This is a genomic window from Paenibacillus sp. CH40 (assembly GCF_024213605.1).
In the GTDB taxonomy this organism is placed as follows: Bacteria; Bacillota; Bacilli; order Paenibacillales; family Paenibacillaceae; genus Paenibacillus; species Paenibacillus polymyxa_B.
Map to the genome: position 1 here is coordinate 42557 of NZ_JANAVQ010000004.1, position 24956 is coordinate 67512.

Here is a 24956-nt window from a genome sequence, read left to right on the forward strand (position 1 = left end):
CAAAAATAATTCTAAAATTAGGGATTGCATATGTAGAAATTGCGCGAATGTGAACGTATAGGAAGCGAAAAACGTTTAAGGAAATTGTATCCTAGGACTTCCTTCCGATGCAATCTCTTTTTCCAATATTTTTATACGACTATTTCGCTTTTGCGAAATAAATAGGCCCATGATAGAATTGGTACTGCAAATAAAGACTGGAAATTTGACTTTACACGGGAGTTGAAAATCGTATGCAAGCTTCACCTGAACGTCCTCCTGCCGAAGCTCGGCGGAGCAATTCAAGAAAGGGGTTACCCGTAAAGGCTTTTCTGCTATTTTGGTTCATTCTTATTATACTAGGTGCTCTCGCAACCTATCTGTATAGCAATCACTTGAAGCAGCAAATGCTAAACGAGATGCAAACCCATACAGACCAACAGATTCAAGCACTCAAATCTGACTATGAAAAGCAACTGACTGCTCTTTCCAAGGAAGTTAGCGGATTGCAGGGAAAAGTCCAGTCCTTCAATGAACTACTGACCTTTACGAAGGATAATGCAAACAATAAGACCGATAACAGCAACAAACTGTATACCCAATTAAACGAAGTCAAGCAGCAGCTCAATACACTTCAGAAAAAAATGGACTTGCTAAAATGAATGTAGACGCAAAACAAGTGAACCGGTTCTTTATGTTGGCCCTTGCTCCTTTTATCGGTTTGTTGGGGTATATTTTGTTAGTGCATCCCTCATTGAGCTTTCCTGGGTCTACTTCTTTGAGTCTGCAAAAAGCTGAAGTCACTCTACAAATGCAATCAGTAGGTAAACAGCTTGATGAAGCCAAGCAAACGGCAACATACACCTTGTCTACAATTCGCCGGACTTCTGAGCTATACAAGCAAACGACTCAAACGATGAATCAGCTTGTCGTGACTGCCTCTACGCAGTCCAAGCGGCCCGCGATTATCTATGATCGACGCATCACCGCCAAACTGGGGGTTCCCTATGAGCGGGTAGATAGCAATCGGATTACCATTGAATTATTTAAGGTAAACCCGGGAATTTATCATGGCTACGCTATGAAGGTCAAACTTAAAGATCCTACTGCTATGAAAATGTCTTTGGGAAGTGACAAATTGGGTGGCTCCGAAACCACCATGCGTGCAGTCTTGAGACACGGAGCTATTGCAGGCATCAATGCAGGCGGCTTTGCGGATGGAGACGGCAAACGCTATCCATTAAGCACTACTGTCTTGAACGGCCACTACCTTACTGGCTTTCAGTCCAGTTTTAAGGATTTGTCCTTCGTCGGACTGAGTAACGATGGCAAGCTTATCGGTGGCAAATTTTACAGTCAAGGTGCTCTTGACAGCTTAAAGCCTGCCTTTGGTGCTACCTTCGTTCCCGTCCTGCTGCAAAGGGGACAAAAAATGCCTATTCCTGACAAATGGAAAGTCTCCCCCAAGCGGGCCCCACGTACGGTCATTGGCAACTATAAAGATGATCAGTTGCTCATTATTGTCGTAGACGGCTACAATGAAAGCGGGGGTTCGGGCGCGACGCTCGAAGAACTGCAAGGAAAAATGTACAATCTAGGTGTTCAAGATGCCTATAATTTGGACGGAGGCGGTTCCTCGTCGCTTATACTTAACAGTCGAGTCGTAAACAAACCGTCAGATGGTAATTTGCGTCCAGTCCCTACTCATTTTTTGTTCTATAAATAGCTATGTGTAGTCTGCTAACAAATTAAATATGCTTGCCGACGTACGGCACTATCCGAAAAAAAGCATCACGAACGAATGTCGTGATGCTTTTGCCTCATTTAGGAGGAATACTGTGTCATTTCTGTCAGGCATTGAGCACAAATATAACGGTCTTTGAAATCGTTCACTTGTTCTACTGACCCGCAGAATACACATTTTGGACGATAACGCTCCAAAATAATGTGGTCACCCTGAACCAAAATTTCGACAGGATCTCCCTCATTCATTTGATATCTTTTACGCAGTGACTTAGGCAAAACTATTCTCCCCAGCTGATCAACTTTACGTACCACACCGGCAGGTTTCATCGTAATCGTACACCTCTCCTATTGAGTAATAACTTACAAATTTCTTACCATGCGAAAAACTAGGTACAAAGACACTATTCTTTATGTAGTATTCGCTGTCTTTTTGTCGAATCCTGCTGATCACAGGAAATTTTATTACATTTTTTCATAAAATCATGAACCATATCAAAGTATGGTACAGAATGTCTATAATATTTTTATCGACCGGAAAGCCAATTATCATTAGCCCTCGCTGAGAAATTTCGCAAATTTTTTGACCATACAACCTTTATTTAAGTTCCACTATCATGTAGATTTGAGCAATATAGGTGAAACTTTTATTACCAACTAAGGTCCTGGTTCTTTATTCGCATTTATACTTGTTCACTCGATGTTCTTTACGATAAACCTGGAAAATCCATTTGTCTCAACGCTTCATATACGATAATCGCAGCGGAATTCGACAAGTTTAGAGATCTTACTTTATCTGACATAGGCATCTTGATGCATGTATTTGGATTAGCAGCTAGCAGCTCTGGCGGCAAACCTTTCGTTTCTTTACCAAATACCAAGAAGTCTCCATCCTGAAATGCAATATCACTATATCGCTGATTCGCTTTGGTCGTCGCATAAAAAAAGCGACCTTCCTGATATTTCTCCTGCACTTCAGCAAAAGACTCATGATATTCAATGTGGACAGCATACCAATAATCAAGTCCGGCCCGTTTTAACGTGGCATCGTCGGTACGGAAGCCCAGTGGCTTCACCAGATGTAGATGAGTTCCGGTTGCAGCACACGTTCTAGCAATATTCCCTGTGTTAGCCGGGATTTCCGGCTCGACAAGCACAATATGTAATGGCATCACGTTTCGTTCCCTTCATTTTAAATTCATCAGACAAATAACCTACAGTTTAACCAAAGTGTATACATTGAAAACATACACATTCTTTTATTTTAACAAAATCAGACAGATATGAACATCAAACGACAAAAATTTCAACCCACACCACTAAAAGCCTTCCCCTATACACATTCAGGGAAGGCTCTACATTTACTTTTTCGATTTCAAATACCGTGTATCGAAATATATGTCCGTGTAATCAACTGTTACGTTGCTTGAATCCGTCCATAAACTCGGCTAATGCTTGACAGTTCTCCATTGGAACAGCATTGTAGATCGAGGCGCGAAGCCCTCCTACACTGCGATGCCCCTTCAGTCCGATAAACCCGGCCTGTTCGGATTCCTTAATAAATTGTTTTTCCAGATCCTCGTTCGCGAGGCGGAAGGTTACATTCATGATAGAGCGATCAGCGCTGTCCACACAACCACGATAGAAGCCTTCGCTACTGTCAATACGGTTGTATAGCAAAGCAGCTTTCTGCTGGTTCACACGCTCAATGCCTTCCAAACCGCCTTCTTCCTGAATCCATTTCAGCACTTCATTCACCATGTATATGGCAAAGGATGGGGGAGTATTGTAGAGAGAGTTATTTTTTTCATATGTGCTATAACGCAGCATCGTAGGAATATTGTCCGGTGAGGAAGTCAGCAACTCTTCACGGGCAATCACGACCGTCACACCAGAAGGTCCCAGATTTTTTTGTGCGCCAGCGTAAATCAATCCAAATTGAGTAACATCAAAAGGCTTGCAAAAAATATCACTGGACATGTCCACAATCAAGGGTACGGAACCCGTATCCGGAAATTGCTTAAATTGTGTACCTTCAATCGTTTCGTTGGACGTCATATGCACATAAGCAGTATTCTCAGGCAAGTCCAAGGAATCCACATTCGGAAGACGCATGTACTTCTCATCAGCGGAGGATGCAGCAACATGAGCCTTGCCCAGTAGCTTGGCTTCTTTATATGCCTTGTCCGACCAGCTACCTGTCATTACATAGCTCCCAGTCTGTCCTTCGCTCAAGAAATTTAAAGGCAGCATCGCAAACTGCGTACTTGCGCCACCTTGTAGGAATAACACCTTGTAGCCTTGTGGATTGCCCAGCAAAGATAACAGGCGTTCCTGCGCCTCATTATGAACAGATTCATACACAGCTCCACGGTGAGACATTTCCATGATCGACATCCCTGTTCCCTGGAAATCTACGAATTCAGCTTGTACACGTTCTAGTACTTTGAGCGGCAATGCCGCTGGTCCTGCATTAAAATTGTAGGCTCTCTTACTCAACAAATTCCCATCCCTTCTCTACTCTGGTGTGGATATTATCGCTATGATAGCAGTATTCATAAATGCGTTCAAGACTTGTATAAAAATGTTTTCAATTTCATTTATGATGTGACAGAGTTGTGAATGTCAACATATTTAACATCTTTATTCTGTGATTTTCACTTTAATATTAAAAGGTCCCCGGCATAAGACCGGAGACCTATTTTGAATAACAACTGTTACCCGTAAGCTAATGCTTGTTATTCAAAGCAGCTATGCTATCGACTTATTAGCAGTCAAAATACAGGCTGTATTCGTGTGGATGAACACGGATGTTCACCGATTTAGCTTCGGAACGTTTGAGCTCTACATAGTTATCAATAAAGTCCTTCGTAAATACGCCGCCTTCAGTCAAGAATTCGTAGTCAGCTTCCAGAGCATCCAGAGCCTCATCCAATGAACCAGGTACGCTACGGATTTTACCTTTTTCAGCGTCAGACAGCTCGTAGATGTTGCTGTCAAGTGGACCATATCCCAATTCGATTGGGTTCAGTTTGCGCTTGATGCCATCCAGACCCGCCATCAGCATTGCTGAGAAGGCAAGGTAAGGGTTAGCTGTGGAGTCCGGTGTACGGAACTCGATCCGACAGCCTTTTGGAGTAACAGCTGCTACTGGAATACGTACAGCCGCAGAACGGTTACCTTTGGAGAATACCAGGTTAACTGGTGCTTCGTAGCCAGGAACGAGACGTTTGAACGAGTTGGTGCTTGGGTTGGTCAAAGCGATCAACGCAGGTGCGTGGTACAGAATACCACCAATGTAATGAAGAGCCATTTCGCTCAGATTAGCATAACCACCTTTTTCGTAGAACAAAGGAGTGTCGCCATCGAAAATAGATTGGTGAACGTGCATACCGCTTCCGTTATCCCCAAAAATCGGTTTCGGCATGAATGTTGCCACTTTACCATATTGACGAGCTGTGTTGTGTACAATGTATTTATAAACGAGCAGGTTGTCTGCTGTTTTCTTGAGTGTATCAAAACGGAAGTTGATTTCCGCTTGGCCTGCCGTAGCTACCTCATGGTGATGGCGCTCAATTCTCAGACCTGCTTCTTCAAGCAAACGGCACATTTCACTACGGATATCTTGTTGGGTGTCTACTGGCGCTACAGGTACATATCCGCCCTTCACTCCCACTTTAAAGCCCAGGTTGCCGCCTTCTTCCTTACGGTTCGTGTTCCAAGCTGCTTCCTCGGAATCTACGAAGAAGGAGGAGCTGTTCATGCCGCTTTCGTAGCGTACATCATCAAAGATGAAAAACTCGGACTCAGGTGCAAAAAATGCTGCTGTGCCCACTCCTGCCGATTGCAGAAATGCCTCAGCTTTTTTTGCGATGCCGCGAGGATCGCGGTCGTATTTTTCGCCGTCTGGCGTAGCAATGTCACACAGGATATTCAGTGTAGGATGCTGAGTGAAAGGGTCGATAAAAACCGCTTCTGGATCGGGCAGCATAACCATGTCGGATTCCTCGATGCCACGATAGCCGGGAATGGAAGAACCGTCGAAAGCAACACCGTTAACAAATGTCTCTTCATCTACTTCGGAAGCTGGCAATGAAATATGGTGAGCACGACCAGACAAATCTACAAAACGAAAATCTACCCACTCAATATTATTTTCCTGAATTGTTTTCAATACGTTTTCAACGGACATGTCTTCTTCCTCCCAATTTTTCCGAACATTAAGTCTTATACAACCCTGAAATGTTCATGATCGAATGTTTTTTTCTGTCGTCATTATAAATCTCAAACATGACACGGGTCAATAGCTATGTAAGGTATTTTTTAAACTAATGTTAGATATGCTTACGCCCTTGATAACATTTGAATAGCACAAAAAGCCCGAAACATCGGGCTTTTAGGCAATTTAAATCTCATTACTGCGTTGCAGCAAAACTTTTATGCATTAATGTTAAACATTGGTTTTAAGCAATGGTAGTAGGCGTGTGAAATGTTTTCCCCACAGCAGGAGCCAATATTTCCAAATCTTTTAGCAAATCTGAAAATTGATCTGGGAACAGGGATTGTACGCCGTCACCCGTCATCGAGTTGTCAGGGTCTGTATGCATCTCAATAATTAAACCATCCGCTCCGGCAGCTACCGAAGCCTTCGTCATAGGAACAACCAGTTCACGTCTACCTGTGCCATGGCTAGGATCGGAAATGACCGGCAGATGGCTCAACTGTTGCAAAACAGGGATCGCGGACAAGTCGAGCGTATTTCTAGTGTAGGTTTCGAATGTACGGATACCGCGCTCACACAACATAACATTCGGATTGCCGCCTGCCAAGATGTACTCAGCAGCATTCAAGAACTCATCATAAGTCGAGCTGAAACCGCGCTTGAGCAATACTGGCTTGCCGCAAGTACCCAGCTTGCGCAGCAAATCAAAGTTTTGCATATTACGTGTACCTACTTGCAGAATATCGGCGTATTCCGCGCAGATGTCTACGTATTCAGGTGTCATGACCTCTGTGATGGTCAAGAGATCGTGCTTTTGCCCCGCCTCAGCCATCATGATTAAACCTTCTACACCCGTTCCTTGGAAGCTGTATGGCCCTGTACGCGGCTTAAAAGCACCCCCACGGAGAACTTGCGCGCCTGCAGCTTTGACCAATCCGGCAATTTCATCTATCTGTGCAGCAGACTCAACAGCACATGGTCCACCCATAATGACAAGCTCGCCCCCGCCGATATTTACACCTTTAATAGAGATAACCGTATTTTCCGGATGAAAATCACGGCTGGCCAATTTATAGGACTTCGATATTTTAACCACATTTTCTACGCCTTTCATTTGACGCAGATGTTCAGCCAGCTTGGGCTCTACGCTACCGATCAGTCCGATGATCGTGCGATCCGATCCCCTTGATACATGAGCCTGCAATCCTTCTTTCTCAATAACTTCAACAATAGCTTGAATATGCTCTTCAGGTGTTTGAACACCAGCGATAACGATCATTTTTTTTCTTCCTCTCTATGAAACATATTTTATAAACCAACATATAGGTTAATATTATGACACTTAGACGCTTGTTCGCTTTTAAGCTTTTATTCGTTAAAGCAACTATACCTGTTTTAGCTATACTCGTCAAGGCTTAATTATCCCGAATTATTCAATATTCTAACTTAGTGAAGCTAACCGGAAAATATCTACAAATTAAAACAATTTAAAAAGCCGCTATCCGGATGGTTGTATCCGAATAACGGCTGTAATCAATCACATACTATTTCGTTGTTTTTGACTTCTCTCGTACAGGAGGCAGCAGTTTTTTCATATCTATGGTTCGCTGAATCTCCCACGTGTCCGGGTTAGCCGCATCATACTGCTCCAAATACGTAATAACCTCTTTGGTAATCAGTGTCGGGGTTGAAGCCCCAGAAGTCACAGCCACTTTGGCTACACCTTCAAGCCACTCTCTCTTCAGCTCGGTTACATCAGAAATACGATAAGCTGTTGTACCAGCAATCTCCTCCGAAACCTGAGCCAATCGGTTTGAATTGTTACTGCGCGGATCCCCGACAACGATCACCAGATCCGCCTGTCCAGCCTGCTCAGCTACCGCTTCCTGACGTACCTGCGTCGCCAAACAGATTTCATTGTGTATCTCAGCACCCGGGAACTTCTCCAGCAGCTTCTTCATAATGTGCTTGATGTCCCATTGACTCATGGTCGTCTGATTCGTGATAAGAATTTTGCCAGCTGGCAACGTAAGACTGTCGATCTCTTCTTCCTTTTCAATCAGATGAACATGGTCAGGAGCAATACCAATAGCTCCCTCTGGCTCTGGATGATTCTTTTTACCAATATAAACAATCTGATAGCCTTCGGCAGACTTCTCCCGAATCAGATCATGCGTCTTTGTGACGTCAGGGCAAGTCGCGTCTACCGTAGTCAGCCCCTTGTCTCGTGCCAGCTTGCGAACCTCTGGTGATACGCCATGAGCAGTGAAGATAACAGTGCCGCTCTCTACCTGGCTTAAAATCTCCATACGGTTCGGGCCGTCCAGTGTAATAATCCCTTCGTCTTCAAAGGAATTGGTGACATGACTGTTATGCACAATCATGCCCAATATATAAATAGGCCGGGGTAAGTCCAGATTTCTGGCTGCCTGACGAGCCAATACCATGGCATCGACTACGCCGTAGCAGTAACCCCGGGGCGAAATTCTGAGTACTTCCAAAATGAGCCCCCGCTTTCTTCGACACAGTATACAGCTCCGATAACTCGGTAGCTGTGGGCATCCTAGCCTTTACCGGCCAATTCTATGATGTAGTTGCCTTCCTATTATAGCCTATTCCAAAGGCGCGGAAAAGCTGACTGGAAGCCAGATGACAAATGTCGTTCCTTCTCCTTGGCGCGTAACCACTTCCACAGACCCGTGATGTTCATCAATAATCCACTTGGCAATAGATAGCCCCAACCCAATTCCCTCTGTCACCCCGCGTGACTCATCTGCCCGGTAAAAGCGGTCAAAAATAAAGGGAACCTCACTCTTGTCCATTCCAATGCCCGTATCACTGATCCGTAGGCCCACCTGTCCTTGATAAACAATGGCATCAAATCGGACTGTGCCTTCAGGTGTATATTTGAATGCATTATCAATGAAAATGAATAGCATTTGCTGCAAATAATCCTTGCTGCCATCCATATAAATACCATTCAGCAACGAAAAATCTCCCACATTCCATTCGGCCGTTCGCTCTAAAAACTGAGCACGACGGGCAACCTCACTTACAAGTGGTTCCAGCGCAACGGGAGTCTTATCGAACGTTTTCCCTGTGTCCGCTCTCGCGAGTGACAACATATCACTCACCAAACGGCTCATCCGTTTGCCTTCATCCGCCATGTCATTTAATGCCTCCATAGAAAGCTCGCGAATCATCTCTTCATCCATATTCGGTCGCTCTCCTGGTTCGGTAGTCCACATTTTGAGCAAAAAATCAACGTTGCCACGGATCGTCGTTAGCGGCGTACGAAGCTCATGGGAAGCATCAGCCACAAAACGGCGCTGTGCACCGTACGCATCTTCCAGCTCCTTGTAAAACACCTCTGTGCGCCCCAGCATGTTGTTAACTGTCCCGATTAATTGACCAATTTCATCTGGTGGTCCGTCATATTCAATCCGAACACTCAAATCATTACTGGATTGAATCTGATTTGCCCCCTCAATGACCTTGACCAGCGGCTTCATAGACTTGCGAGCCAGAAAGAGACCTGAGGTCGCAGCAGCGAGTAATGCAAACAACGAACCGTATACAAGCACATTTTGTAACCTGTTCATGAGTCGATCCTGAGAGCCCGTGAATTGTCCTACCTGTAGCAGCCCGACCACCAACCCCAACTCCTCGGATTTAATCGGCTGTTGATAAATCATAAAGGAATCCCCATTGACGTTCACACGCCGAATCCCCTCATTTTGAACTGCTCCTGCCGCTGTAGATGGAACAGGGAAGGTGATATTGAGGTCTTTCATATTTTGGGTCGTTTTGGTAACACCGGACGTATAATTGTAAATTTGTACATATAGCTGTGAGTCATCTATTCCACGTCCCTGCTCTAATCCCAAATCCAGGTTGGGGACTTCAAACAATCCCCCTTTTATAATAAGGCGTAATTGCTTGTTAATCTGTGGCGCCTGAGTCATAAGCTGACTTTTCACTTCATTATACGTGTAGTAATATACTAGTCCGTAAGTAACCAGACCAAAAATGACTAGTACTATAGCCAAGATGCTCGAATACCAGGCTGTCAGCCGCCACCGAATAGACATATTACACATCACCTCTTAAAATATAGCCAGCTCCCCGAATTGTACGAATGAGTCGTTTACCGCCATCCTGCTCCGTTTTTTGTCGTAGCATGGCAATGTATACTTCCAGCACATTCGATTCTCCGCTATAGTCATAGCCCCAAATTTTGTCCATAATCAGATCACGCGACAGAACACGCTTCGGGTTTTGCATGAACAAATGGAGCAGTTCAAATTCTTTGGCCGTCAGTTCCAAACGTTTGCCGCCACGAACCACTTCACGGGATTCGTTGTCCAGTTGTAAATCCTCGAAGGTAAGCCGATTTCCGTTATTGTCCTGTTGTTCGGTTTTACGCCGCAAAAGCGCTCGCACTCGTGCCAGCAGCTCCTCTAGAGCGAACGGCTTAACGAGATAATCATCGGCCCCTAGATCCAAGCCCTTAACCCGATTCTCAACCTCATCCTTGGCTGTAAGCATCAGGACAGGTACCGTACTTCCACCCTCCCGCATACGACGGCATACCTCAAAACCATCGACCTGCGGCATCATTACATCCAGCACGACCACATCAGGCTCAGCTGTCAACATTTTATTTAATCCTTCTGCTCCATTGGCGGCTGTCAGCACTTCATAGCCTTCAAATGCCAGCCCTCTGCGCAGCATGGAAACAATTTTTTCATCGTCATCAATGATTAGAATAGTAGAACGCATACACGATCGAACTCCTTTATCTCTTCTTTTCCTTCTATTGTAGCAGGAGTAGACGCGTGTAGCATCTGGCTGCTTCATACAGCAAGAAACGGAAGGGATCTTCCTTCCGTTTCTTACGTGCACTTGTTCATTTTTGTAGAGTTTTCATCTTATTGTTGAAGCGTCGAGCTAAAGTCATTTTTGTTGCCAATTTTCAGCTGAACATCTTTTTTCTGCCCAGCTCGTTCGATGTTAAGTGTCAGCGCTGTACCCACTTTTTGTTTTTGAATGAACTGGATCAGCTCTTGTGATGTGCTATAAGGCGTGCCATTCGCTCCGATAATCACATCGTAAGGACGCAGATCGGCCTGATAAGCTGGTGATTTGTATATAATATCCCGTACAACCGAGCCTTCGGTCAGAGATGTACCCAGTTCTTTGGCTACTTCAGGACTCAAATTTAACAGACTTGCACCAATGAAAGGTACAGGTTCTTTCGGAATAGGCTGGTTATTTTTCAGCTTATCGACGACTTCCAAAATCGTATTGGACGGAATCGCAAACCCGATTCCCTGTGCGTCTGCACTAACAGCTACGTTCATACCGATAACCTGCCCTTGCAGATTTAATAGCGGTCCACCAGAGTTACCAGGGTTAATGGACGCATCCGTCTGAATGAGATGCTTGTATTGCGTCGGTTTTCCAGTCGATTCACTATTAATGGTGATCGTACGTTCTTTCGCACTTAGCACCCCGGCTGTTACCGAATGTTCAAAGCCTTCAGGGTTGCCGATTGCGACCATCCATTCGCCGACTTTAGCGTTATCGGAGTCACCCAAAGTTACTGTCGGAAAGTTGTTTTTGCCTTCAATTTTAAGTACCGCCAAATCAAGATCAGCATTTTTGCCCAAGACTTTGGCTTCGTAAGGCTTATTAGTTCCCTCCACTGTAACCTGAACCACACTCGCACCTTCAACAACATGGTTGTTGGTTAGGACGTAACCTGATTTATCAAAAATAAAACCGGAACCAATACCAAGCGGAGTCAGCTGCCCGCTGTTGCTACCTTCATTTTCATTACTGTTACCGCTGCTGCCACTGTCACCATACTGATTACCGAAAAAGTATTGATACAGCGGGTCATTGTAATAAGGGCTGCTTTGTCTGCCACTGCTGCCACTGGTTTGTTTGGCAAGCGTTTCGATTTTGACGACTGCCGGCCCAGCCTTGGCCACAACAGATTGAACATCAGCGGTACCTGAAGGCATCACAGCCGGAACTGCGCTTGGAGTCGAGCTGGTTGTTCCTGAATTAGTCGTTTCTCCGCTTTCAGCTGCCGCCGAAGTCAACGCCGTCTCGGGTGTGAACATATTTGTTCGGTCAGCTGTATACATCAATACCGTAATGACCAGCATCCCGGCCAAAAAAGATAAGAATATTGTTTTCACCTGCGACTTGGGCTTATTCGGTTTGAATTGCCAGTTGCCGCCATTCCGACCCGAACCATCCTGTTGCTCAGGCATAGCCCGATGGTAAGAGGGAGGAAGAGGTCTCACTGCCTGCGGTGGCGTAATCTCAACATCCTTTTCCACCGACTGCCCTTCCTTACGTTGTCCGTCCGATTGAACTGAAGAAAAAGGGCCGTAAGAATAATAATATGAGGAACCGTTCGAATCGTTTTGCCGAGTTGCGTTATCGGTATCAACCTGATCGTTGTCGTTCCGGCGTCCGGAGTTATTATTTTTAAATTCGTCCATTGTATATCTCCTCCCAAACCCTATGCTTCAAGGTGGTGTTGTTTAACTGACTTTATTTTGCACTTTAAACCTTAATTCCACCTTAAAAAAAATTAAAAAGGAGATAAAACCTTAGACCTATTGTACCTAATCACTTTCACTTAAAACGAAATGCCCCGGATATAATCCGGAGCATTATCGATTGTATATGCTTTTTTATTTCGTGTTAAAGTTTTCGTCGAACTTTTCGTTCGGTGTTTGAGCATTATTTTGAATTTTGTTGCGACTGGAGTTTTGAACTTTTTGCGCTACTGCACCTGTACCGCCTTGATCTGTTGCAAATTCTTCATCATACTTCTCATTTGGTGTCTGGAAGTTGTCTTGAATTTTATTTTGTTCAGACTGCTTTACCTTTTGTGAAACGACACCTACCGTATTGTCTTGTGCAAATTCCGCTTTGAACTGATTTCCTGTGCTTGCCTTGAAGCCTTTGTTCGTGAAAGAACTTCCGCCTTGATTTGGCATAATTCTCAACCTCCCAGTATGTTTTGCGGGATAAGCTCATCCCGCAACATAGTATGTGATGTTGGAAAAAACAATATTCAAGGATTATATGGAAGCATCCAGTGTCGCAGTCGGAATGGTTTTATGCGTTTCTATCGCTTTTTGGAGCGATTTTACCATCTTTTCCGTACATTTTCCGTTCCCTTTTTTTATAATTTGGACATCCACATCTTTCTTGCCCCATTCAGAATACACCTGCCGGGTTGTTTTAAAATACAAGTCAATTTTATTGCCCTTAATCGCAGAACCTGTATCTGCTACAATCCCGTATCCATAACCTGGAATGTACAATATGCTTCCCAAAGGAAACGTTTTGGGATCAGCCGCAATCGTAGACAGTGTGTTCTTGTCACGACGCACTTTTACACCGGAATACGTAATACCGTAACCGGGATGACTTGGCCGTTTGCCAGTCGATTCATAGCCTGCTGTATATCCTGTTGCCGTGACCGTCATGGTCGTAATAACCTGCTCTTCGCGTGGAGCCAAAACAGGTGCGGACTGCCATTTTTTATGCTGGACCGGTTCTTTGTGACCGTAAACTTCATTGCCGGGCAATATCAGACAGGTTGCAATTAACACGGTTCCCAAAATCCGTTTCCATACCAACATGGATCTCATAAAAAACCTCCCCTTGAGGCAAAGGCTTTCCAGAAATCCATTGGTTTATACGAAAAGATTATTATTTTTGAACATCCTGACCTGGATAAAGTCTGCTCAGCTTCACTTTATCTTCAAAAATATGCAGGAGTGTCCGCACTATGGGGGTGTGCTCATCGTCTGTGTGCAATATAATGGAAGCAGGAGAAATCGAAATAAGGGTGCTTACGATTCGATCTTCGACCTCCATTTCTAGTTCAATGCCTGGCATCTCGACAATGATGTCATCTGCATCAGGAGTCGGTATGGGCACCATGGCACTATCCAGAATCGTAAAATTATGTCCGCCTTGGTGAAGTACGTGTACGAGCGGAACTTTGCTTTCCTGAAAAAAAACAAAATATTTAAGCAGCCCCATAAATTCTTCGTATTGCCGATCTGCCCAGAATTCCTCCATGGCATAGTCGACGATTTCTTCAAGCTCTTTTTTATACGCATGGAGCCTAAATTGAATCAGTCCTTCCAAATTGATCACACGAAGCTCTTTGAAATCCTTCTCCAGGAGAGTGCTTAGCTTACCATGACGCTTCAAACGGCCTCTCGGGCCATCATCGCTTAACAGCGAACGAATCATACTGCGAATTTGCTCTGTATCCTCTTTCTCCAGCAGCGAACAGGCTTTGGTGAGAATGAGATTGAGCAGTCCCCACTCCTTGACTTCGATAATATAATCCGCTATTGCCGAAGACATGATGCTGTATACACAGGGGAGAAAGCTTTCAAACGCCGAATTGCTTTCTGTGCCCTTGCAGGTCCATGCCACTTTGTTGTCCAGCTGTCTGAAAGTGAATCGAAATCCGCGCCGTGACATATGTAGTCCCTTTGTTCTACTTTTGACCACTTCATAAAACCGGTCGGTTTCCTGATCTCCGTCTGTATTGGTCCACACTGTAAACAGTTCCATTGGCTCACTCCTTTCGATCACTGCTTTCAGTATATGGCGGCCTCTAAAGGGTTATACGAAGTGAACGACTGGAAACAGAAAGACATATCCAAAAGAGGATGATCAAGTTTCAAAAAGCTGGTTTGGCGTGTTATAAACAATTACTGTGATATAGGAAAATAACGAAAGACGTTTGAATATTTAGGGTGGGGTATGTTAAGGTTATAGTAATATGAATTTTTCACAAGAGGGAGGAGATAAGATGTTAACGATGCTGAACATGCTGCGTACATTCATGATCGTCATATTGAGCCTCGTTCAGATTTTGTCCCTTCCTGTGACGTTTCATGCGGAAGACACCACTCAATCCCTTCAGTTTACTGCGGGATCTTCTGTTGTGCCTCATGCTGACGTTTCCTCGTTAGAAACAGATTCTCACGGTCTGGAACACCATTCCAAACCAGCTATACGCAAATCCTCCCCTTTACTTCATCTGGTGATCGCTGCGGCCAAATCACTTCCCTTTGTCATTTTGATAGCGCTTGTGCTGTTATTGAGCATCCCTAAACTACGTCTGCCTTTTATTCCTGTCATTTGCAAACTAAAGAAGCAATTATACTTGTTCCCCATCAAATTCACCTCTAGTTATGTGGCTTAACCTCCCTTTGCATGCAGATCACCACATTTGCAAGTCTATTTGTTAATATTTTACAATAATTGTAATACGTAAGTGTATGTATCAGGTTTTTTACGTTAATTCATAAAATTTAATACAAAAAGAAAGTTTCCATGTCACTCCCAGAGTATGTGATTTATTTCCCATACCATTCATTTAAATAACATATCGTACAGGAGGCTTTACAAATGGATATTCGAGAGTCTATTTTGCCAGGAATCGGGATTAAGTATCGAATAGATGCAGAGAGTGGCGACCGAATTGTCATTATTATTCATGATGATGGCAGGCGTGAGTTGTATCACTTTGATTACGAGGATCTGGAACAAAGTATTTCTATGACAACCCTGAATGATCAGGAAGCGCGATTGGTAGCCTCCATCATCGGGGGTATGACATATAAGCCCAAACAGCTTGAAAGTGTAGAAATGACGTTTGATGATTTTATTATCGAATGGTATAGAGTGGAATCCCACTATGCAAGTGTCGGCAAATCCATCGGTGAGCTGGATGTAAGGCAAAATTCGGGAGCCACTGTTATTGCCATTGTGGAGAAAAAGGGAATGAAATATGTAAATCCTGGTCCTGAAGTGATTATTAACGATGATGCCACTGTAGTCGTTGTTGGGGAACGCGATCAGCAAAAACGCTTTAAACAAATCCTTATGAACGGAAGCGGGTGATTGGATGGATCATCTTGTATTTGAGGTTGGATTGGCAATTGCTCTCATCGCTGCAGCCGGACTTATTTCCTCCAAACTGCGCTTCTCGGTCATCCCTTTTTATATCCTGATCGGAATGGCAGTTGGGCCGCATGCGATGGAGCTATGGCATTTTGATTTTCGCTTTATCGAAAGCGCCCCATTTATTGATTTTATGGGAAGAATCGGAGTGCTGTTTCTTCTCTTCTACTTGGGTCTCGAGTTCTCAGTAGGTCGGTTAATTAAATCAGGTCGTTCCATTGCCGTGGGCGGCACCATTTATATTGGCATCAATTTTACACTGGGGCTGGCTCTTGGCTTCCTGAGCGGCTTTCCTGTAGCAGAGACACTGGTTATCGCCGGAATTACAACAATATCATCCAGTGCTATTGCTGCGAAGGTGCTGGTAGATCTCAAGCGGACTGCCAATGCAGAAACAGAAATGATTTTGGGCATTATTATGTTCGAGGATGTTTTCCTCGCCGTATACATCTCCATCCTCTCCGGATTGGTTCTTAGTGATTCATCCTCGCTCGGGGGTGTGCTGCTATCAGCCCTAATCGCGCTTGGCTTTATGCTTGCAGTCATTATTATCGGCCGTAAGGCCGTCCCTCTGTTAAATCGTATTCTCCGTATTCGCTCCAATGAGGTATTCGGACTTGTTGTTTTTGGCTCTCTGTTTCTGGTGGCTGGTTTTTCGGAAACGATTCATGTGGCGGAAGCTATCGGCGCCCTGTTGGTCGGTCTGGTACTGGCCGAAACGGAACATGCCAAACGAATCGAGCATTTAATTGTTCCTTTCCGCGATTTCTTCGGTGCCCTGTTTTTCTTCAGCTTTGGACTGTCCATCGATCCACTGTCCCTGGGAGGAAACGCGATATGGCTTGCGCTGGCAGCAGTCGTCCTCACGTTGTTTGGTAACATTTGGGCAGGAATGCTGGCTGGGCGTACGGCCTCCTTATCTCCCAAAGCGTCAGCAAATATCGGTCTGACCATTGTGGCACGGGGTGAATTTTCGATTATCATGGCCAACTTGGGCAAGGAAGGCGGTTTGCTTGATATTGTTCAACCCTTTGCAGCTATCTATGTACTCATACTGGCGATTCTTGGACCACTTCTGACAAAGCAGTCAAAACCTATCTTTAATATGTTAAACAAAATATTTAAGTTCAAGGACCCCCGCCTACGAAAGGAAGAAAGTAACTCGGCATAACTGCAAAAGCTGGATACGACAATCCATAGGAGGGAAGGCTATGCCGCACGCTGTAAAACATGCCGAAACTCTATGAGGCGGCTTGTGAAGCCCGCTTCAGGAGATGCGAGCAGGTTCCCTGTCTTTTATACGGTGATTGGTGGAATTACAGCATCCGTCGGTCTGGAATTGTTTTTACATCCGCATGATATGATCGCTGGAGGCGTCACGGGGATCTCCAGACTCATGTCGCTTTATACACAGGAGCATTTTGGGTTACTGCTATTCGTTTTGAACTTGCCACTCATGTTGCTGTATTCTCTGTCTACTCACAAACCCATGCTGCTTCGAGCACTACCCGGCTTGTTCGCCTTTTCGGGCTCAGCCATTATTCTTTCGCCTTTTCCGGCAGTGAGTGGCCATCCGGTCGTATGCGCTTTGGGCGGCGGAATCTGTATCGGTCTTGGCGCAGGGCTGGCAGCTCGTCATGGTGGTCTGCTCGATTCACTAGGACTTAACGAATCTGACGATGGCCGTCCATCCACATTGTTGCTAACACACCGTAAGATTCCATTAATACAGATTGTTATGCTGTGTAATGGTCTGCTGCTCATTACCGCCGGCTTTGTGCTAGGCTGGGAGCCAGCTCTCTATTCAGCCTTATCCTGCCTCGCCGCCTATGAAACGACCCGGCTGGTGTTTACCGGTCTGACACGTATGGTTTGTGTTGTCAGCAAGAAACAGCAAACCGTCAAGGATGCCATATATCGCAGGCTGCGTATACACAGCACACCTGTTGGAGGCTCTGCACAGATAGAGGGTAAGATTAAAAGCGAATCTGAGGATAAAAAAGAACAAATGGTCATCGTTTACAACGTTCAACTGTTGGATTTGCAGCGTTTTAAGGCAGTCATCCAAATGGCTGACCCGCAGGCTGAGATCATGTATATGAAACGATGGAAAACATAGCAAAGTAACACATCAAAAAACGCTTATCTACACTAATCCTTATACATAGATTAGTGATGGATAAGCGTTTTGTAATTAACAATATATTAACGGATATTAATTTTGCATGATAAAATCATGTTCAATACTGCTGGCACTGTCAAAAGTACGAATAATATCATAACGGGTATTGCGCTGTGCCGGAATGTGACCCGTCTCGCGGATCAACTGTAAAATGGATTCGATGTTAACCTTATACGTTGCGCCCGCAGCGGATACTACGTTTTCCTCAATCATGGTGCTGCCAAAATCATCGCAACCGTAGTATAACGATTTTTTACCGATTTCAGGTCCCATAGTTACCCATGAGGATTGAATATGCTTGATGTTATCCAATACAAGACGACTGATCGCAACGGTCTTCAGATATTCCTCTGGCGTCTGGCGTTCCTTCTTCAGATTGGTGTTGTCTGGCTGGAAGGTCCAAGGAATAAAGGCCAAAAATCCTTCAGAATTATATTTGTTTTCAATGCATTCGTCCTGAGCATCACGAACACGCAACAAATGCAGCGCACGCTCCTCCATCAACTCGCCGAAGCCGATAACCATCGTAGCAGTTGTGTTCATCCCAACCTTGTGAGCCGTTTGCATGACATCCATCCAATCACGCCAAGAGCCTTTGAGACGGCTAATTTTGCGGCGTGTGCGGTCATCCAAAATTTCTCCGCCTCCGCCCGGAAGCGAATCCAATCCAGCTTCATGAATGGCTCGAATCGTGTCTTCCATGGATAGACCGGATTTTTCCTTCATTTTGTGAATTTCAGCTGGCGAGAAGGAGTGCATCGTAATATCGGGAAAACGCTCCTTAATAGCTTTCAGCAAATCCGTATAATAACTGAATGGCAGATTTGGATTCACACCGCCTTGCATTAGAATTTCGGTGCCACCTACCTCCTGCGTTTCCTTGATCTTCTGAAAGATCACCTCATCCGGCAAAACATAACCTTCATCGGAACCCGGTCTACGGTAAAAAGCGCAGAAGCGACAGTATACGTCACATACGTTCGTATAGTTAATATTTCGTCCGATGACGAAGGTTTTAATGGGATCGGGGTGCATGCGATTCATGACTTTATTCGCCGCGTGACCTATTTTTTCTACCTCGTCTGATTCGAACAAAGCAACGGTATCCTCTAAATTCAGGCGTTCGCCGCGTAGGGCTTTATCTAAAATATGGTCGATTACACTCATGGTGTATCCTCCTTCGCTGTCACAGGGCGACGAAATGAACGACAGGACTTATGAACGAGAATGCTTTCACAAACCTGCGTTCGAACCCTGCCGTAATGTATGTTCATGACTGGCCTTGTATGTTGTCTGTGCTATTTAGCATAGTAAAACCTAATGATAATACTAACATATCTTTAGGTAAGGAACCATACTTATTCCCGCTTCTTTCTGCTTTCCACCTAGGAAAACAAGCTTATCTCAACATTGCGTATAGCCAAGAAATAACAAAACAAGACTGAAAGTACCTTTTTTCACACTGTCCTTCATGTCATTCTTATAGAAAACAGCAAGCCTCCTGAAATACTGGAAACTTGCTGTTTAGTACTGTGCATATTTGCTCCCGGCGTGAAAACGACAAAGATGCTGCGGATGTGCTAACGCTCTAGCGCTCTAGCGCAGCGCCTCATCCAGATCACTGATCAGGTCGTCAATGTCCTCCAAACCTACGGAGAAACGAAGTAGTCCATCCGTAATCCCGCGCTCCAATCGTACACTATGGGGCATAGCCGCATGTGACATCATCGCCGGATACGACAAGATGCTTTCCACAGCTCCCAGACTCACCGCTACAATTGGAATACGTACGCGACTGAGGACTTCTTTTGCACGCTCACCAGAACCCACATCAAACGATATCACTGCACCATAACCGCTGGATTGACGTTCATGAACTTCACGCCCTGGATGATTTTCCAGACCCGGGTAGTATACTGCCTCAATGTCGTTGCGCTCGTTCAGCCAGTTAGCGAGCTTGGCTGCACTCTTTTCGCTGTGAGCCATACGAGCCTCCAGTGTCTTCATACCGCGCATGAGCAACCATGACTCCTGCGGAGCCAGTACGGTACCCAGTCCATTTTGGAGCTGCTTGATTTGTCTCCCAAGCGATTCGGTACGCGCTACCGCAAGTCCTGCCAGCACATCGCTGTGTCCGCCCAGAAACTTGGTCGCACTGTGCAATACAATATCGACTCCCTGCTCAATCGGACGTTGATAATAAGGTGTCATAAAAGTATTATCCAATAAAGTTAAAAGTCCGTTGTCCTGTGCCCAAGAGGTTATTCCTGCTACATCGGTAATTTTGAGTGTCGGATTGGACGGGGTTTCCATATATACAGCCCTTGTATTCTCCTGCAACGCCTCTTTCACAAGGTTGAAGTCCGTCATGTCGACGAAGGTCGTTTCGATATTCATCCGTTTCAAAATGGAGGTCAACAGTCGATATGTTCCCCCATATACATCCTCGGAAACAATGACATGATCTCCAGCGGATAAGAGCATAAATGTAGTGGAGATGGCCGCCATACCTGACGCAAAGGCAAAGCCGCACGCCCCGCCTTCTAATAAAGCGATATAATCCTCCAAAGCTTGTCGTGTCGGATTACCTGAACGGCTATAGTCATGCTGGGGAGGATTAAAAATATCATGATGGTGAAAGGTAGAAGCTTGATAGATCGGGACGCTCGAGGCCCCCGTAACGCTGTCAATTTCAGAACCAAAATGCAGCAGCTTAGTAGCGAACTTCCGCTCTTTGTTCAAATCCTGCCCGATCCTCCTCGCATCCTCTATCATTGCAGCTCTCCTCCTTCTACTTCTTGACGTGCCGCTTCCAACGCCGAACGCAAATCTTCAATGAGGTCGTCTGTATGCTCAATGCCTACGGAGAAACGCAACAGCCTGTCATCTACCCCAACTGCATCTCGAATTTCTGCTGGTATGTCCGCATGTGTCTGCACCGCGGGATAGGTCATTAGCGACTCAACACCGCCGAGACTTTCCGCAAACGCAATGAGCTTAATGTGACGAAGCAAAGGTTCCACATAACGAGCATCCTTTACTTTAAAGGAGAAGATACCTGTATTTCCGCTGGATTGTTTATTTTGAATCTCACGACCTGGGTGGCCTTCGATAGCTGGATAGAATACTTCTGCCACCGCCGGATGCGTCAGTAAATAGTTAGACAGCACTGTTGCATTATGCTCATGTCGGTCCATACGCAGCGCTAACGTCTTCATCCCCTTCATCAACTGATAGCAGTCACTCGGGGAAAGCACGGCCCCTATGGAATTGTGCAGAAAGGAAATTTCAGCTGATAGCTCTTTGCCTTTGGTTACGATTAACCCTGCCAGCACATCGTTGTGTCCGCCCAAATACTTGGTTGCGCTATGTACCACAATATCCGCGCCGAGTTCCAATGGCCGCTGGAAGTATGGTGTTAGCAGCGTATTATCTACAATGGTAAGCAACTGATGTTGTGATGCCCATTCAGCCACCGCTCGAATATCAGTAATCATCATTAACGGATTTGTAGGTGTTTCTATGAATACAGCTTTGGTATTCGGTCGACATGACTGTTCGAGTGCTTCAAGATCGTTCGTATCCACATAACTGGCTGTTACACCAAATTTAGATAAAATACGCTCCAGCAAACGATATGTCCCGCCATACAGATCCAGCGATACTATGAGATGATCTCCCTGTCCAAACAATGCAAATACCGTTTGCAGCGCCGCCATACCTGAGCTGCATGCAAAGCCTGCATCACCAGATTCAAGTGCAGCAGAAGCCTCTTCCAGTACCTTTCGCGTGGGATTGATCGTCCGAATATAATCAAATCCTGTGCTTTGACCCAGACGGGGATGGCGGAACGCCGTAGATTGGTAAATCGGGTAATTAACAGCCCCGGTTACTGGCTCCTCTACTGAACCGATTTGTGCCAATCTACTTTCGATTTTCCACTGTTTCTCACTCATATGAATCCTCCTGTTAACTTCCATAGTGGGTGCTATAACCAATCTGCAAAAATGGATGTCAAAGACTATACTGCTGCGCTACTGCAAGGTGGTACTGTACAAGGGTAAAGTACAAGCCCCTTTTTTAAATCTGGGGCCCGATATCGTAAGGTGTCTCTTGGTATACATAATAGTTCAGCCAATTCGAGAATAATAAATTGGCATGCGCCCGCCAGATTGAGGGCGGTGTGCGCTCAGGATCATCATTAGGAAAATAATTTTTGGGAACTTCAATATCCATTCCTTTGGCCACATCGCGGTCGTATTCCCATTTCAATGAAAGCGGGTCATATTCAGAATGCCCAGTTACAAAAATTTGTTTACCGTCAAGCGTGGCTACGAGGTACACTCCAGCTTCCTCGGATTCGGATAAAACTTCTAATTCGGCGATATGATCAATATCTTCCCGCCGAACCTCCGTATGTCTGGAGTGAGGGGCATAAAACAGTTCATCAAAGCCGCGTAGCAATTTTACTTTAGGTTTAATCACGGTGTGTGGAAATACGCCAAAGCATTTGTAGTCGAGCCCGTATTTCGGGACATTGAAATGATGGTATAAACCTGCCTGTGAGGCCCAACAAATGTGCATGGTCGAAGTTACATTCGTTTTCGTCCATTCAAAAATTTGCCGGATCTCCTCCCAGTAGTTCACATCCTCAAACTCAAGCTGTTCAACCGGAGCTCCTGTAATGACCATGCCGTCAAAACGACTGTTCTTAATCTCGTCAAACGTTTTATAGAACATATTCAAATATTCTTGCGATGTATTTTTGGATACATGAGACTTCATGTGCACCAGCGTGACGTCCACTTGCAGCGGCGTATTGCCGACCAGGCGCAATAGTTGGGTTTCCGTCGTTTCCTTCGTAGGCATCAAATTCAAAATGGCGATGCGCAACGGACGAATATCCTGATGATAAGCCAAGCTTTCATCCATTACGAAAATATTTTCGCCCTCCAGCACTTCCTTGGCAGGTAGTGTATCTGGAATTTTAATCGGCATGTAAACTCACTCCTTGTTCGGTAAGTTTTGCGAAAATCGTCCTGCTGAGATGCCGGGCATATAATAAAAAGACCTTTCTCTGGTTAGAGAAAGGTCATATTTGTATCCATATGCGCCTCTCTCATCTGTCAGGGCAACGCTCTTTGTACAAAGCGCGCGTCCTGCAAGAATTAGCACCGTGCGATTAAAATCGCCGGTTGCCGGGTATCATCGGGCTAGTCCCTCCACCTGCTCTTGATAAGATTTCGCTATATTCATTTTGGGTTCACAAAGTTCTTGTTGTTCACTTTAATGCATCGGCTGGGCTTCGTCAAGATGGGACTTTTAAATTTGTGCCCTGCAATCACATTTTGTCTACCTTTTCCATAGGTTAAATCATATCCCTCCTTTCGCTGAAGCTCTTGCCACTACTGTCGATTTAGCCCATGATTTTGCGCTTGAAAGGCCGTAGGCCGAGCGTTATACTATACAAGTGCTATTAGGCAAAAATATGGAGCAGTAGTGCAGACTTTGAGTGTTTCCTGCGATACTGTGGCAATCAAAAAAAGAACATTTGAGAGGTGAATCCGGAATGGAAGGCGACCCGAGTCCGAATAGGCGGCGATCCCTGAACAACAGCATAGGAATGACTTCAGCTTGCCGAAAGACGGGACGCCAGGCTCTGTATGCTCCAAAAGCCTCCGGCTTTTGATGAGAATGCACGCTTACCCGCACCGGCTAACTGGCTAACTGAGTTCATTCCTTATGCTTAAGGTAAACGTATTTCCGTTACGACGGAGCATAAGGAGTGACATATATGAAAATCCGTTTGGTCAACAACGGGGTTTTTACCCCTGTCGAAGAAATTGAAATGGCGCTTACTGCACCGGCAGAAGGTTTTTATTGGATTGATGCTGATGTCGATGATTTGGCAGTGCTCCAACCTTTATTTTCCATGCATGATCTTGCAGTAGAAGACTGTTTGAGTGAAGAAGAACAGCGTCCGAAGATCGAAATTTATGAAAGCCATTATTTTATCGTTGTAAATAGCATTCGTTTTGATGATGAAGAAATATTTTTGCGAGCTTTGAACATTTTTCTCGGCCGCCATTTTATCATTACGGTGACCAAGCAGAAAATCAATGAGCTTCGTACCCTCAAGCCTATGCTGTGGGAGCAAGAAGTCAGCCAGCCTGACCGCTTTATGTATCTGTTGGTCGACTTGATTGTTGACAACTATTTTCTGGTTGGTGACCGGATTGAGGTCCGCATTGAAAAGCTGGAAGAAGATATTCTAATGCATACGAAAAAGTCGCATTTGAACGAAATCATCGGCTTACGAAGTGAGATTCTGTGGCTGAAAAAAGTGCTGGGTCCGCAAAAGGAAGTCATCAATACCCTGAACAAACGGGATTTGCGACTCATCGACGATCAATTGCAAAAATATTTCAGCGACATTTATGAAAATGCTGTGAAAATTTCGGAGACTTTTGAAACTTACCGCGATTTGATGGGTAACCTTCGAGAAGCTTACCAATCCAGTATCGCCAATCGTGCCAATGAAATTATGCGTGTGTTTACGGCAATAACGACCGTATTTATGCCATTGACGGTCATTACCGGAATATATGGGATGAACTTCGATAATATGCCTGAACTTCATACACGTTATGGCTATTTTGTCGTCATTGGTATTATGGTGGCACTAGGTGTCAGTATGTTCTGTATTTTCCGCAAGAAAGACTGGGTTTAAAAAGAAAAGGGGAAAAAGTACGGAGTTGGATACCTATTTCGATTTTCAAGCTTGATCATAAAAAGCAGCAGCCGTGT

Annotated in this window: 23 protein-coding genes and 1 riboswitch; of the genes, 7 read left to right on the forward strand and 16 right to left on the reverse strand. The window is 44.9% G+C overall.

The window, feature by feature from the left end:
* Positions 1–233 precede the first annotated feature (233 nt).
* Together NLX73_RS13385 and NLX73_RS13390 are read left to right on the forward strand one after the other, a co-directional pair.
* The gene (locus tag NLX73_RS13385; protein ID WP_013309441.1) at positions 234–641 is read left to right on the forward strand and encodes a hypothetical protein; all 408 of its coding nucleotides are present in this window, start codon (positions 234–236) and stop codon (positions 639–641) included.
* Positions 638–1705: a phosphodiester glycosidase family protein gene (locus NLX73_RS13390; protein WP_254326420.1), complete on the forward strand. Its 1068-nt coding sequence runs from the start codon at positions 638–640 to the stop codon at positions 1703–1705. Before NLX73_RS13385 ends, NLX73_RS13390 begins: the two co-directional genes overlap by 4 nt.
* 98 nt (positions 1706–1803) lie before the next feature.
* Here the strand turns inward: NLX73_RS13390 and NLX73_RS13395 are convergent, their stop codons facing one another.
* From NLX73_RS13395 to NLX73_RS13450, 12 genes are all read right to left on the reverse strand, one after another.
* Entirely contained in the window at positions 1804–2052 is a 249-nt protein-coding gene (locus tag NLX73_RS13395) for an AbrB/MazE/SpoVT family DNA-binding domain-containing protein (protein WP_013309439.1), read from the reverse strand.
* A gap of 377 nt (positions 2053–2429) precedes the next feature.
* Positions 2430–2894: a tRNA (uridine(34)/cytosine(34)/5-carboxymethylaminomethyluridine(34)-2'-O)-methyltransferase TrmL gene (gene trmL, locus NLX73_RS13400; protein ID WP_061829161.1), complete on the reverse strand. Its 465-nt coding sequence runs from the start codon at positions 2892–2894 to the stop codon at positions 2430–2432.
* A gap of 238 nt (positions 2895–3132) precedes the next feature.
* Complete coding sequence (gene serC / locus NLX73_RS13405; protein WP_254326421.1) at positions 3133–4224, reverse strand: 3-phosphoserine/phosphohydroxythreonine transaminase; 1092 nt, start codon at positions 4222–4224, stop codon at positions 3133–3135.
* 265 nt (positions 4225–4489) lie between these two features.
* Positions 4490–5914, reverse strand: coding sequence for a type I glutamate--ammonia ligase (gene glnA / locus NLX73_RS13410; RefSeq protein WP_061829159.1), 1425 nt, complete (start codon positions 5912–5914; stop codon positions 4490–4492).
* 271 nt (positions 5915–6185) lie between these two features.
* A complete protein-coding gene (aroF, locus tag NLX73_RS13415; RefSeq protein ID WP_013309435.1) occupies positions 6186–7223 on the reverse strand; it encodes a 3-deoxy-7-phosphoheptulonate synthase in 1038 nt (345 codons plus the stop codon).
* Between the two features lie 265 nt (positions 7224–7488).
* Complete coding sequence (locus tag NLX73_RS13420; protein ID WP_013309434.1) at positions 7489–8445, reverse strand: 4-hydroxy-3-methylbut-2-enyl diphosphate reductase; 957 nt, start codon at positions 8443–8445, stop codon at positions 7489–7491.
* A gap of 111 nt (positions 8446–8556) precedes the next feature.
* The gene (locus NLX73_RS13425) at positions 8557–10035 is read right to left on the reverse strand and encodes a sensor histidine kinase (RefSeq protein ID WP_254326422.1); all 1479 of its coding nucleotides are present in this window, start codon (positions 10033–10035) and stop codon (positions 8557–8559) included.
* A gap of 1 nt (position 10036) precedes the next feature.
* Positions 10037–10726 carry a response regulator transcription factor gene (locus tag NLX73_RS13430; protein WP_013309432.1) on the reverse strand — a complete coding sequence of 230 codons (690 nt, stop codon included), beginning with the start codon at positions 10724–10726 and terminating at the stop codon, positions 10037–10039.
* 149 nt (positions 10727–10875) lie between these two features.
* Positions 10876–12462, reverse strand: a complete 1587-nt coding sequence (locus NLX73_RS13435) for a S1C family serine protease (RefSeq protein ID WP_103048234.1) — start codon at positions 12460–12462, stop codon at positions 10876–10878.
* A gap of 195 nt (positions 12463–12657) precedes the next feature.
* The gene (locus NLX73_RS13440) at positions 12658–12966 is read right to left on the reverse strand and encodes a hypothetical protein (RefSeq protein ID WP_069291489.1); all 309 of its coding nucleotides are present in this window, start codon (positions 12964–12966) and stop codon (positions 12658–12660) included.
* Between the two features lie 84 nt (positions 12967–13050).
* Complete coding sequence (locus tag NLX73_RS13445) at positions 13051–13626, reverse strand: 3D domain-containing protein (protein WP_254326423.1); 576 nt, start codon at positions 13624–13626, stop codon at positions 13051–13053.
* 61 nt (positions 13627–13687) lie between these two features.
* Positions 13688–14569, reverse strand: coding sequence for a putative sporulation protein YtxC (locus NLX73_RS13450; protein ID WP_254326424.1), 882 nt, complete (start codon positions 14567–14569; stop codon positions 13688–13690).
* A gap of 241 nt (positions 14570–14810) precedes the next feature.
* Here NLX73_RS13450 and NLX73_RS13455 point away from each other — a divergent pair, with 241 nt between their 5' ends.
* From NLX73_RS13455 to NLX73_RS13470, 4 genes are all read left to right on the forward strand, one after another.
* Entirely contained in the window at positions 14811–15206 is a 396-nt protein-coding gene (locus NLX73_RS13455; protein WP_069291487.1) for a hypothetical protein, read from the forward strand.
* A gap of 206 nt (positions 15207–15412) precedes the next feature.
* Entirely contained in the window at positions 15413–15907 is a 495-nt protein-coding gene (locus NLX73_RS13460; RefSeq protein ID WP_013309426.1) for a cation:proton antiporter regulatory subunit, read from the forward strand.
* Between the two features lie 4 nt (positions 15908–15911).
* A complete protein-coding gene (locus NLX73_RS13465) occupies positions 15912–17138 on the forward strand; it encodes a cation:proton antiporter (protein ID WP_023987794.1) in 1227 nt (408 codons plus the stop codon).
* A gap of 84 nt (positions 17139–17222) precedes the next feature.
* Complete coding sequence (locus tag NLX73_RS13470; RefSeq protein ID WP_254326425.1) at positions 17223–18086, forward strand: YitT family protein; 864 nt, start codon at positions 17223–17225, stop codon at positions 18084–18086.
* Between the two features lie 96 nt (positions 18087–18182).
* Here NLX73_RS13470 and mqnC read toward each other — a convergent pair whose 3' ends face one another.
* The 4 genes from mqnC to metA form a co-directional block, all read right to left on the reverse strand.
* Complete coding sequence (gene mqnC / locus NLX73_RS13475; RefSeq protein WP_061829148.1) at positions 18183–19316, reverse strand: cyclic dehypoxanthinyl futalosine synthase; 1134 nt, start codon at positions 19314–19316, stop codon at positions 18183–18185.
* A 429-nt stretch (positions 19317–19745) separates the two neighbouring features.
* Positions 19746–20924, reverse strand: a complete 1179-nt coding sequence (locus tag NLX73_RS13480) for an aminotransferase class I/II-fold pyridoxal phosphate-dependent enzyme (protein WP_254326426.1) — start codon at positions 20922–20924, stop codon at positions 19746–19748.
* Entirely contained in the window at positions 20921–22105 is a 1185-nt protein-coding gene (locus NLX73_RS13485; RefSeq protein WP_250267878.1) for a PLP-dependent transferase, read from the reverse strand. The genes NLX73_RS13480 and NLX73_RS13485 overlap by 4 nt, the downstream gene beginning before the upstream one ends.
* A 124-nt stretch (positions 22106–22229) precedes the next feature.
* Positions 22230–23147, reverse strand: a complete 918-nt coding sequence (gene metA / locus NLX73_RS13490; RefSeq protein ID WP_061829145.1) for a homoserine O-acetyltransferase MetA — start codon at positions 23145–23147, stop codon at positions 22230–22232.
* A gap of 118 nt (positions 23148–23265) precedes the next feature.
* A riboswitch (SAM riboswitch) is annotated at positions 23266–23391 on the reverse strand.
* Between the two features lie 552 nt (positions 23392–23943).
* On the opposite strand from metA, the gene corA reads away from it, so the two are divergent.
* Positions 23944–24879: a magnesium/cobalt transporter CorA gene (gene corA, locus NLX73_RS13495; protein WP_023987788.1), complete on the forward strand. Its 936-nt coding sequence runs from the start codon at positions 23944–23946 to the stop codon at positions 24877–24879.
* Positions 24880–24956 lie beyond the last annotated feature (77 nt).

Bases quoted from the DNA above. Each gene is read 5' to 3' on its own strand.
- NLX73_RS13385 (WP_013309441.1), top strand. From the start codon at position 234: ATGCAAGCTTCACCTGAACGTCCTCCTGCCGAAGCTCGGCGGAGCAAT.
- NLX73_RS13390 (WP_254326420.1), top strand. From the start codon at position 638: ATGAATGTAGACGCAAAACAAGTGAACCGGTTCTTTATGTTGGCCCTT.
- NLX73_RS13395 (WP_013309439.1), bottom strand. From the start codon at position 2,052: ATGAAACCTGCCGGTGTGGTACGTAAAGTTGATCAGCTGGGGAGAATA.
- trmL (WP_061829161.1), bottom strand. From the start codon at position 2,894: ATGCCATTACATATTGTGCTTGTCGAGCCGGAAATCCCGGCTAACACA.
- glnA (WP_061829159.1), bottom strand. From the start codon at position 5,914: ATGTCCGTTGAAAACGTATTGAAAACAATTCAGGAAAATAATATTGAG.
- aroF (WP_013309435.1), bottom strand. From the start codon at position 7,223: ATGATCGTTATCGCTGGTGTTCAAACACCTGAAGAGCATATTCAAGCT.
- NLX73_RS13425 (WP_254326422.1), bottom strand. From the start codon at position 10,035: ATGTCTATTCGGTGGCGGCTGACAGCCTGGTATTCGAGCATCTTGGCT.
- NLX73_RS13430 (WP_013309432.1), bottom strand. From the start codon at position 10,726: ATGCGTTCTACTATTCTAATCATTGATGACGATGAAAAAATTGTTTCC.
- NLX73_RS13435 (WP_103048234.1), bottom strand. From the start codon at position 12,462: ATGGACGAATTTAAAAATAATAACTCCGGACGCCGGAACGACAACGAT.
- NLX73_RS13440 (WP_069291489.1), bottom strand. From the start codon at position 12,966: ATGCCAAATCAAGGCGGAAGTTCTTTCACGAACAAAGGCTTCAAGGCA.
- NLX73_RS13445 (WP_254326423.1), bottom strand. From the start codon at position 13,626: ATGAGATCCATGTTGGTATGGAAACGGATTTTGGGAACCGTGTTAATT.
- NLX73_RS13450 (WP_254326424.1), bottom strand. From the start codon at position 14,569: ATGGAACTGTTTACAGTGTGGACCAATACAGACGGAGATCAGGAAACC.
- NLX73_RS13455 (WP_069291487.1), top strand. From the start codon at position 14,811: ATGTTAACGATGCTGAACATGCTGCGTACATTCATGATCGTCATATTG.
- NLX73_RS13460 (WP_013309426.1), top strand. From the start codon at position 15,413: ATGGATATTCGAGAGTCTATTTTGCCAGGAATCGGGATTAAGTATCGA.
- NLX73_RS13465 (WP_023987794.1), top strand. From the start codon at position 15,912: ATGGATCATCTTGTATTTGAGGTTGGATTGGCAATTGCTCTCATCGCT.
- mqnC (WP_061829148.1), bottom strand. From the start codon at position 19,316: ATGAGTGTAATCGACCATATTTTAGATAAAGCCCTACGCGGCGAACGC.
- NLX73_RS13480 (WP_254326426.1), bottom strand. From the start codon at position 20,924: ATGATAGAGGATGCGAGGAGGATCGGGCAGGATTTGAACAAAGAGCGG.
- NLX73_RS13485 (WP_250267878.1), bottom strand. From the start codon at position 22,105: ATGAGTGAGAAACAGTGGAAAATCGAAAGTAGATTGGCACAAATCGGT.
- metA (WP_061829145.1), bottom strand. From the start codon at position 23,147: ATGCCGATTAAAATTCCAGATACACTACCTGCCAAGGAAGTGCTGGAG.
- corA (WP_023987788.1), top strand. From the start codon at position 23,944: ATGAAAATCCGTTTGGTCAACAACGGGGTTTTTACCCCTGTCGAAGAA.